Below are 9,091 nucleotides of genomic sequence, written 5' to 3' on the forward strand. Positions count from 1 at the left end.
GAACCAGCCGATAAGTGTAATAGCGCTCCCCAGTAGCATTGCTGCGGGTTTGAGTTCGTCGGATAAACATAGGCGCGACGTTACTACAAAGCGGAAGATAAAACAAGATATCTCCATAATATTATGGCACTATATTACGTATTTGAGCGTGCCGCAAAATACAAAGCTTTGTATATCAGTTAGTTAGAAATATACGAAACGGAAAAAGGGAGAGAATTTAGCAGGATAAGGTTAAAGATGGGCTAACTTAGAAGATTCTCTATTAAGAGGATGGCATATGATATTGCCGAAGCTCTTGCAGAAGTGCACTTATATCTTCAGGTAGAACAGAATCCCATATCATGGTTTCACCATGCTGCGGGTGAGCTAATACTAACTGCTGTGCATGCAAAGCTTGTCGTGGGAATTGCATGATCAGCCGCGCTATTTCTGCGGGAATCTTTTTAGGTTTACCGGTATAAACTGGATCACCCACGAGAGGATGACCTATGCTGTGCATGTGGACGCGGATCTGATGAGTGCGTCCGGTTTTCAGGCTGCAACGAAGTAATGTGCAACCTTCGAATTGCTCTAATATTTGATAATAAGTACGAGCTGGCTTGCCATGGATAGTCACAGCCATTTTGGTACGTTGCACGGGATGTCGTCCTATTGGCGCATCGATATGGCCGCTCTGTTTAATTTCACCTAACACGATTGCTAGATAATGCCGCTTGACGGTATGTTGTTGCAGTTGCCGAACCAGGCTGGTTTGTGCTTCTATCGTTTTAGCGACAACGAGCAAACCACTGGTATCTTTGTCTAACCGATGAACAATGCCTGCTCTTGGTATCTCATTAAGTTGCTTAGAATAATGAAGGAGCGCGTTCAATAGTGTTCCCTGCCAATTTCCATTGCCTGGATGCACAACCATTCCTACGGGCTTGTTGATGACAAGTAAGTGGTTATCTTCATAGATGATCTCAAGCGAAATGGCTTCTGCAGCATGCGCCTCGTTGACTGGTACAATATGAGGCGAAACACTAATTTTTTCGTTTCCCCAAATTTTTTGTTTGGGTGTAGCTACTTCGCCATCTACGCTTACACGTTTTTCGAGTATCCATGACTGTAAACGGCTACGTGACCATTGTGGCAGTAGCTGTGCTAACACGAGGTCTAGACGAAGTCCGATACAGCTTTGCGGAACAACCAAATCAATAATGGATTCAGTTCGTTCAGCCAGTGCGGATAAAGATGGCTTTGCATTATAATTTTGAATAGCTTTTTTAGTTTCTACAGGAAATTTCATGTGGCATAGTTTAATTTTAGTTTTGGTTTTGGGTTTATCGGCATGTGGCTTATTGAAGGAAAAGTCAGTAGATAATAGTCAATGGTCACCAAATAAATTTTACTCTGAAGCTAAGAATGAATTAAATAATGGCAATTATGAAGCTGCCATCAAATTATTCGAAGCACTTGAAGCGCGCTATCCTTATGGACGGTATGCGCAACAAGCACAACTTGAAACTGCCTATGCGCATTATAAGGATCAACAACAGGCTTCGGCTATTGCAGCAGCAGATCGTTTCATTCAGCTTTATCCACATCATCCCAATGTTGACTATGCATATTATATCAAGGGGTTAGCCAATTTTCATGATGATCTGGGAGTCATGGGTTATATCACATCGAAAATTATTAATCAGGATATGAGTGAGCGTGATTCGAAGGCTTCGCGTGAATCGTTTGAAAATTTCAAAGAACTGGTTACTCGATTCCCCAAGAGCAAGTACACTCCCGATGCGCTCAAGCGCATGGCGCATCTGGTTAACGTGGTTGCCAAGAGTGAAATATATGTTGCGCGCTACTATATGAAGCGTAAAGCTTATGTTGCTGCAGTCAGGCGCGCGCAATATGTTCTTGAAGAATATCCGCAGACACCTGCCACGGAAGAAGCTTTGTATATCATGGCCAGAGCTTATGATGAAATGAAGATGACTGATTTGCGAGATGACGTGGAACGTGTCATGAGAAAAAATTTTCCAGAAAGCGAATACCTCTCGGATTCGGGTCCGTTAGGAAAAACAGCTTGGTGGAAAATATGGTAATTGCGTATGCTGCTTGGAAGAGAATGGGCATTTCTAGGTAGATGCAAACATTACCGATCCAGCCCACTCGTCCTCTAAGCGGACGGCTAGTACATCGCACTGTGCATGGTGCAGCACACCACTGGCAGTTGATCCCAGAAGTAATGCAAGGCCATGCCGGCCGTGTGAACCTACTACGATCAAATCAACGTCTTCTTCATTGGCGACCCGGATAATTTCTACTTCCGGTTTTCCCCAGATTAACCATCGATTGGCGGGATCGATGGCTAATCTATTTCCTGCTTGTATTAATTTGTCTTTTTCTATTTCAAGCAGTTCATAGGATGAATCTGAATAAAGTGGAATCTCTGTGCCGTAGGCGGTGTCCGGCATTGGAATATTATCCAGCACGTGAATGATGCTCAATTTTGCACTGAAAAAGGTCGCCAAACGTTCAACTTTACGTGCAACATACGTATCCTGATCTGAGAAATCGACTGCTAACAGAATATGTTGATAATCGGCCATAATGACTCCTTCGCTTTGGCGGGATGATATTGACTTGGTGAAAATAGCTATTTTACTGCCATAAATACCTGGACAGAAACGAGGAAATGCGATCTTCATAACCTCTGCGATCGTAAGTATGCATGTTATAGTGACCTGCGCCTGGGACAATCCACAGTTCTTTTGGCTGAAGAGCGGCATTAAATAAACGCTCAGCCTCTGATTGCGTGGTATGTTTGTCGTGCGTACCTGAAATTAACAGGATAGGCATGCTCAGATTACTTATCCGGTCGATGGGATTGAGTTCATTGGTTGATAGATCCAAAAGCAAGGATAAATAGGATAGTAATAAGGGCTTAATCCATACTCCGAATTCGCCGAGATGAAGTTTTAGTCGATTCTCAACGGCTTCTTCAAATGTCGGATGAAGAGACTCCAATACAATCGCATCAAGCTTCAATGGAGGATCTGCCAGTATGATTGCAGCCGCACCCAGAGTTACACCAATGGCGGCAATGCGTTCGTGGGGAAAATTGTTCCGGAGATAGGCAACCGCCGTTTTGACATCTTGCGACTCACGTATGCCAAAAGTAATTCGTTCGCCCGGTGTTTCTCCATGGGCTTGTAGATCAATCAATAATACACTATATCCCCGGTCATTCAAAAATCTAGCTCTACCTAGCATTTCCAGGCGATTGCTGCGGATAGAGTGAACCAGCAATACTACGCCATTACCACGGATGCCTCTTGTCAGCCAGCCATGCACTTCGTGATCCTTGCCAGCAGGAATTTTTACCGATTCGACCGGAAAATCGGGTATCAAGATTCCAACAGCGGTTGATGCGGGTCCGGTCAGAATCTCACCCATAATGATAATGCTGATAACTGCAGCGATCAGAATAGAAGAGACTTGAATCAGAATTCGGCGATACATTGTTTGGGAGTTTATTAAATAGATTATTGCAATTTATTGAGTGATTATGCGGTCAAAACTTGTGTTTTCTATATTATGCTTATGGAACATCATCTATAGTATTAAATTATAAGAATAAGAGCGAGTTTTCTTGATTAGTCGGGATTAGAAATCATCATATGGCAGAGTACGCATATGATAAGAATAATAGCATCAGCAATGATTCTTAATATCTAGTCTAGTCTAGTCTAGTCTAGTTTAGTTTAGTTTAGTTTAGTTTAGTTTAGTCTTGTCCTGAACGCTAAGAGCTTGTGAAAAAAACGTAGCAAGCGGAATATAGTGACGATAAAACGAGTTTTGCGAGTTTTATCCAAACTTCGTTTTGGGTAAAGCCATACTCAAGTAGATAGGCGAGGCATGAGCACCCCCGACGCAGCTATCGGGACATGCAGCAGATTTGTTCATAAGCTCTAAGGAGATGGGGATTTATGACAGTTCCAAACGATCAGCGTTTTATTTTGGCTGTTCAACTGAATCAACCGGAGCGCTTCCTAGAGATTTTTGGTGAAGTAATCGTCAAGCTTGCTTATGCTGATATGACGCGAGATATTCAACGATTATCCGAGATTCTGTTACAAAAATATCAATGTTATGGCTCAATCACTTCAGCTTATTTCGGACGCTGGTACAGGGTGTTTGGCCCGAAAGTGGGCTTGATGCCTTTCGACATGTCGGAGCAAATCCCGCTATTACAGGAAGTAGGTGCAGCAAGAATGCATGAGTTGCTGATTACCAATTTTGGGCAGGCAACGGGCAGTCGGCAAGACTGCAGATTGATGATTCTGCCTGCTCCAGAATGCCTTGATGATAAGTCAGTTAACCAGGTCATCGATCATGCGCTTGAGCTTGTTCCTGACACTAACCCAGCCTTGCATGGCAATGAGACCAGGGAACTCCTGCAGCTATTGATTGAGCAGGATCAGTTGCAATGTTATTTTCAGCCCATCTTTTCACTTGCTGATCAAGAAATCGTCGGCTATGAAGCCTTGTCGCGAGGGCCGGTTGATTCGGTTTTCTATACGGCGGATGCGCTATTTACAGCCGCCAGGCAGTTTGGCATGACACATGCTCTGGAGTTTGCCTGCCTCAAACAGGCAATCAATTGGTTGGTTTATATTCCTCAACACTTATGGATATCAGTCAATCTGGGGCCTGAATTATTCATGTCATATGAATTTCAACAATATTTATCAAACCCACATATCAAGTCTTCGTTATCACGCATTGTTTTCGAGTTGACCGAGCATCTCCCCATTGAATCAGCAGTGAAGCTGCATACTGTGATGAGAGATTTCCGGAACACGGGACTTAAGCTTTCATTAGACGATACGGGCTGTGGTTTTTTTGATATGACAACTGTCGAAGAACTGCGCCCTGCGATTGTCAAGCTCTGCATTACTGTGATCAGTCGTATTGGGCGTAAAGATGGGGTTGAACGAGAGATGTTGGAAACGATTCGAGCGATTACTGCACTCGGTGGGATGACTTTAGGCGAAGGCGTAGAAAATGTTCAGCAGGCAGAAGTGCTCAAGCAATGTGGGGCAGCCTTGGTACAGGGTAACTTATTTGGATTGCCAAAGCCTGCGAAAGAATTATTTTTAACTGAAAGTGCATGAAGTTATTAATCTTATTCTAAATAAACCATCGTGCCGATAGCATGAGCACAGATCGTGATCACAACAAAAGTGCTTTGATCAATCCACTGCCGATCATTATGGTGGTATTGCTTGCAGCAGGCATACTGGTCAAGAATATTCCACTGGAAAGCGCCCGCCCCAGTGATATCGAGCGAGTGAAATTTGTACCGATTGGACAGCAAAATGTTGAAGCGCGGCTCTGGCAAGATCCTTTTGCGGCAGTTGAGAAACATGAAGAGCGTTTTGCGCAAACTGCCGCGCAGAAACAAACAGATTCCATTGGTCAGGCTGCAGCACTCAAACCAGAAGTGCTCCGTGACAAGATCCGGCAGCTTCGTGAAGAGCAATACAAAGTAACGGTTCTGGCAATCAGTGTTTTTGGTGGCTCCTTTGCCGAAGCTGCTGAGAGTCGGCGACGCTCCCGTTTTGCAGTAGTATCAGCACTTGGCTTCCATGGCTATAGTCCAGTAAATTCCGAAGCGATCGGTTATTTTCATATTACCCATGGCCAATTAAAACTAAACTCAGAGATCGTCGATACTGAGGATAAGGTAAAACAGATTACGATCCCATTTGAGTGGTTCGAGGGGAATGAGCAATCTGCCTCAAAGGTGTTGTTGCTGTGGTTGAATGAGAGTTTATATAATCCCAGTCTGATTCAGGATAATTTGCCTGCATTATTTGGAGAATTGACAGTGGTAGGCCCAGCAGGATCGGCCATGCTGATGAAACTCGTGCACGGCGCCGATACGGTGGCGCTGGATCAACAACACATTATCAAGATGTTTTCACCGAGTGCGACGATAACTGACTGTAACTTATCTGATTTGTTTGCTGTAAAAAGTCAGCAGCCATGGCAATGTTTTCTTAATCGCAACGTTTATCGAGATGAACTGAAAGAGAAAGGGATAGTTCGCACCATTGGTACGGATGATGTGCTCGCAGTGACTTTGCTATGGGAGCTTTGGCAGCGTGGTGTTAACCGTGAGCGAACATGGCCACCGCAGGACGAGCAAGGGGCAGCGGAATTTCAGCGAGATGATCGATGCAAGGATGGGTTAGTATTGATCAGCGAGTGGGATTCTGCTTATGCCCGCACGTTGTCTCAGAATTTGACAGATAGCTTTTCTGAACTCTGTAAAGCCAATACTGATTTATCACCGCCAGTGTACAGTTTTAACTACCTGCGGGGACTGGATGGCGCATTACCCAGTGCAGGGAAGCACGGAACAAAAGCAGTGCGAGAGAATGATGCGAATCAAGCCATGGATTTACGCGCTCAGCTTGAAGCAGCGCCACCTGAGCATGCCGAGGGACTCAGTCAATACGACTATCTACGACGCTTGACTAATGAGATCGCCAGGCTTGACCGTGATCCGCAGTTTGCCGAGCATGGCGTCAAGGCGATCGGTATCGTTGGTTCGGATGTGTACGACAAACTGCTGATCCTCCAGGCGCTACGCAATCATTTCAAAGGAAAAATCTTTTTTACTACTGATCTGGATGCGCGTTATTTGCATGCTGATCAGAAGGACTGGGCGCGCAATCTCGTGGCGGTATCCAATTTTGGTCTGGCATTGCATCCTTTACTTCAGCAATTTACGTTACCTTTTCGCGACGGCTATCAAACTTCGATTTACCTGGCTACTTTGATAGCGCTTGCGCCCGAGCCGCTTGGGTATTGGGCTGAACAAATGAAGAAATGGCTGAGGCCACAGGTTTTTGAGATTGGTCGGACTGAAGCAGTGCTGGTGGCCTCTCCTTCCGTGGATGATCTCATCGATTGGATCAATGGCAGCAATCCGGACGGGGTAAGTCATATGGCACGAGTGGCGTCATGTGCAGATTGGGCGGAATGTGACCGGATAGAGCCTGCCAACCTATCATGGACGTTTCCCTTATCACAGCAATGGATGATATGGCTTGCCTGTATCTTATTCAGCTTGTGGGCAATGATCTCCAGTCGTCGTATTCAGAAAGGTTTATTAACGCTATTTTGTTCGATCAGATCAACCGGATACTCGTCAATACAGGTACCTCCCACAACCTTCTGGGTAATCGTGCTGGCAGTGATCACAATTGCTGCGCCCATAGTCGTTAATCAGGCTATGCAAGACACTATCGAGCAAGGAACGGGCGAACCGTTTGTATGGCTGGAAGGGGTCAGCGTATGGCCCAACCTTGTGATTCGTTTCATCAGCCTCATCACGATGCTGATTTTGATAGGGATATTTATCATCCGGATCCAGCGGCAGGCACTGGCAATAGCTGAGCGATTCAGTCTGGCCATGCCCTCCATCTGGGCACTTGCACGCAGCCGCTTCTCTGCCATGTGGACCGGGCCCTATCTTGATCTGACATCATTTGATACAGAAGGTAGATCTAGGTTTGGTGCTTCACCGGGTGAAATCGAGGTTTCCACCTTGTGGCAGAACTATTTGCGCGCTACTAGTTGGCAGGAAATGACCTGGTGGATCGTCTTGTCGACGGTGATTGTATTTCTGCTAAGTGTAGTAGCATTTAGCGCCTTTGATATCCCCTCATTTCCGCATCGAGGTGAACTTGTTAAGTATCTGCATTACATTCTTATAGGAATGACTGCGCCCGTGCTCTGGCTGATTATTTTCTGGATTGGCTATGAGAGTCGTGCCTGCACCCAATTTATCGAAGCACTCGGTAATGTTCGCAGGCAATGGCCCGAATATTTGCTCGATTGCGAAGTCAATGAAACCGGGGTGCCCCGTCCTTACCTCGATTATTATCTTGATTTTCAGCTTGTCGTAGCGGTAACCCAACGCATACAATGGCTCATTTATCTACCGTTCGTTTCAATTCTTTTCATGGTGATTGCGCGTAGCGACCTGTTCGATGCCATGGATTTTCCATTGGCGCTTATCCTGATTGTCATCGTCGCGCTGCTTTACACGCTGTATACGGCAAAGCTATTGAATAAAAGTGCAGGCGCCATGCGTGCCAAGGTATTGGCTCATTATGAGCAAGTACTTTTGCAACTGGCTCAACCTAGAACACAGGCTCAGCCCCCTCTCAGTGCAGAGCAAATTAACCGGCTAATCGAGCGGATTCGTAATACCCGCGAGGGTGCCTTTGCATCCTTTGCCCAGCAACCAGCGCTCCAGGCGTTGCTCTTGCCATTTGGTGGTTTTGGTGGGGCGCAGTTGATTGATTATCTGTTCACTTTCTAGCGTGTTGGATTGACTTTGCTTGTTGGACAGGTTCATCATTATCGAACAAAATTTTTATCAATATTTTATGGGGAGATAGTATGACAAGACGACTGATCAGCTCGGGTTCCATATTTGAAGAAGAAATTGGTTATTCCCGTGCAGTGGTGGAAGGAGACTGGGTTTTCGTGTCAGGAACGACAGGCTTTGATTATTCTACCATGACCATATCGGATGACCTGCTTGAACAGGCTGAGCAATGTTTCAGAAACATCGAATCTGCTTTGCGGCAGGCAGGTTCCGGCTTGCAGGATATCGTGCGGGTTACTTATGTATTGCCCAGTGCGGCCGATTTTGAATTGTGCTGGCCTGTTTTCCGCAAGTATCTTGGTAAGGTTCGCCCGGCGGCCATGATGATTGCGGCAGGCTTATCCGATCCGCGCATGAGAATCGAAATCCAGGTAACTGCCCGCAAGAGTGCCTAACCCATCTTTAACATCATATTTTAAAAAACCATAACAATCATGATGTTACAAGGAAAAAATGATCGTAAGGCACTACATTTGATTTTTTCTGTTACATCAAGCTTATACGTATGTCTTGATAACTCCTCCTGCTAGCGGATCTAAGTTTAGCGCCTGGTAGATAGCGGCCAGTTCCGGCTCCGTACGTGTAGCCTTGCGCACATGCAAAGTGCGGCCATCGGCACACCGGAAAGAGGCAGTC

The 9,091-nt window shown here is 45.5% G+C and carries 7 protein-coding genes; 4 read left to right on the plus strand and 3 right to left on the minus strand.

Translation table 11 applies throughout. The annotated features are described in order from the left end of the window. Positions 1-262: 262 nt before the first annotated feature. Positions 263-1,288 carry a 23S rRNA pseudouridine(1911/1915/1917) synthase RluD gene (gene rluD, locus BLP80_RS13635; RefSeq protein ID WP_090544141.1) on the minus strand — a complete coding sequence of 342 codons (1,026 nt, stop codon included), beginning with the start codon at positions 1,286-1,288 and terminating at the stop codon, positions 263-265. Between rluD and BLP80_RS13640 the strand changes: the two genes are divergently transcribed. Then, positions 1,287-2,087 carry an outer membrane protein assembly factor BamD gene (locus tag BLP80_RS13640; RefSeq protein ID WP_090544143.1) on the plus strand — a complete coding sequence of 267 codons (801 nt, stop codon included), beginning with the start codon at positions 1,287-1,289 and terminating at the stop codon, positions 2,085-2,087. The two genes, rluD and BLP80_RS13640, sit on opposite strands and share 2 nt — an antisense overlap. A gap of 33 nt (positions 2,088-2,120) precedes the next feature. Here BLP80_RS13640 and BLP80_RS13645 read toward each other — a convergent pair whose 3' ends face one another. Continuing rightward, positions 2,121-2,594: a universal stress protein gene (locus BLP80_RS13645; RefSeq protein ID WP_090544145.1), complete on the minus strand. Its 474-nt coding sequence runs from the start codon at positions 2,592-2,594 to the stop codon at positions 2,121-2,123. Between the two features lie 52 nt (positions 2,595-2,646). Further along, positions 2,647-3,441 (minus strand): alpha/beta hydrolase, encoded by a 795-nt coding sequence (locus BLP80_RS13650; protein WP_371128834.1) that lies wholly within the window; start codon positions 3,439-3,441, stop codon positions 2,647-2,649. Positions 3,442-3,974: 533 nt separating this feature from the next. On the opposite strand from BLP80_RS13650, the gene BLP80_RS13655 reads away from it, so the two are divergent. The 3 genes from BLP80_RS13655 (at position 3,975) to BLP80_RS13665 (ending at position 8,850) form a co-directional block, all read left to right on the plus strand. Further along, the gene (locus BLP80_RS13655) at positions 3,975-5,162 is read left to right on the plus strand and encodes an EAL domain-containing protein (RefSeq protein WP_090544149.1); all 1,188 of its coding nucleotides are present in this window, start codon (positions 3,975-3,977) and stop codon (positions 5,160-5,162) included. Positions 5,163-5,203: 41 nt separating this feature from the next. Then, positions 5,204-8,386, plus strand: coding sequence for a hypothetical protein (locus BLP80_RS13660; protein ID WP_090544151.1), 3,183 nt, complete (start codon positions 5,204-5,206; stop codon positions 8,384-8,386). A gap of 80 nt (positions 8,387-8,466) precedes the next feature. Next, positions 8,467-8,850 (plus strand): RidA family protein, encoded by a 384-nt coding sequence (locus tag BLP80_RS13665; protein WP_090544153.1) that lies wholly within the window; start codon positions 8,467-8,469, stop codon positions 8,848-8,850. The last annotated feature ends 241 nt before the right edge of the window (positions 8,851-9,091 follow it).

Origin of the sequence: Nitrosomonas sp. Nm132 (assembly GCF_900100485.1) — a bacterium.
Classification (GTDB): Bacteria; Pseudomonadota; Gammaproteobacteria; order Burkholderiales; family Nitrosomonadaceae; genus Nitrosomonas.